The organism is Selenomonas sp. oral taxon 892 str. F0426, from assembly GCF_000468035.1.
In the GTDB taxonomy this organism is placed as follows: Bacteria; Bacillota; Negativicutes; order Selenomonadales; family Selenomonadaceae; genus Centipeda.
On sequence record NZ_KI260511.1, the window covers coordinates 2872 to 3388 of the forward strand.

At 55.9% G+C, this 517-nt stretch carries 1 protein-coding gene; it reads right to left on the reverse strand.

Going from position 1 to position 517, the window contains the following annotated elements; translation table 11 throughout:
• A partial coding sequence (locus tag HMPREF1992_RS00020; RefSeq protein WP_021683735.1) for an ATP-binding protein occupies window positions 1-517 on the reverse strand: 517 nt, incomplete at both ends.

The following is a 517-nucleotide window of genomic DNA, read 5'->3' on the forward strand; positions in this document are numbered from 1 at the left end:
TCTTCGTGATCTCGATGGCTTCTTCCTTCGTCAGTTCCGGCAGAATCGAACTCATGCGACGCGCCAGCATCGTCTTGCCCGAGCCGGGTACACCGACCATCAAGACATTATGCCCTCCCGCTGCTGCAATCTCAAGCGCACGTTTCGCCTGATACTGTCCCTGCACATCCGCAAAGTCATCGGTAAAGGCATTGTCTTTTTGTGTTTCGATATGATTTGGTACGACAGGAGTCAGCGTCTCCGTGCCTGTCAAATGACGCACAAGCTGCGCCAGATTCTCGACCGCATAGACCTTCAGTCCATCAATGAGGAGTGCCTCATCTGCATTGGAGGGAGCAACATAGAACTCCGTCAAACCGTGTTCCCGTGCCGTAATCGCCATCGGGAGAATGCCGCTGATCGGACGGCAGTTCCCGTCGAGAGAAAGTTCCGCCGAGAACAGTGCGCTCTGCACCGCCGCCTCCGGAACCATGCCGTAGGATGCAAGAAGTCCGACGGCAATCGGCAGATCAAGCCC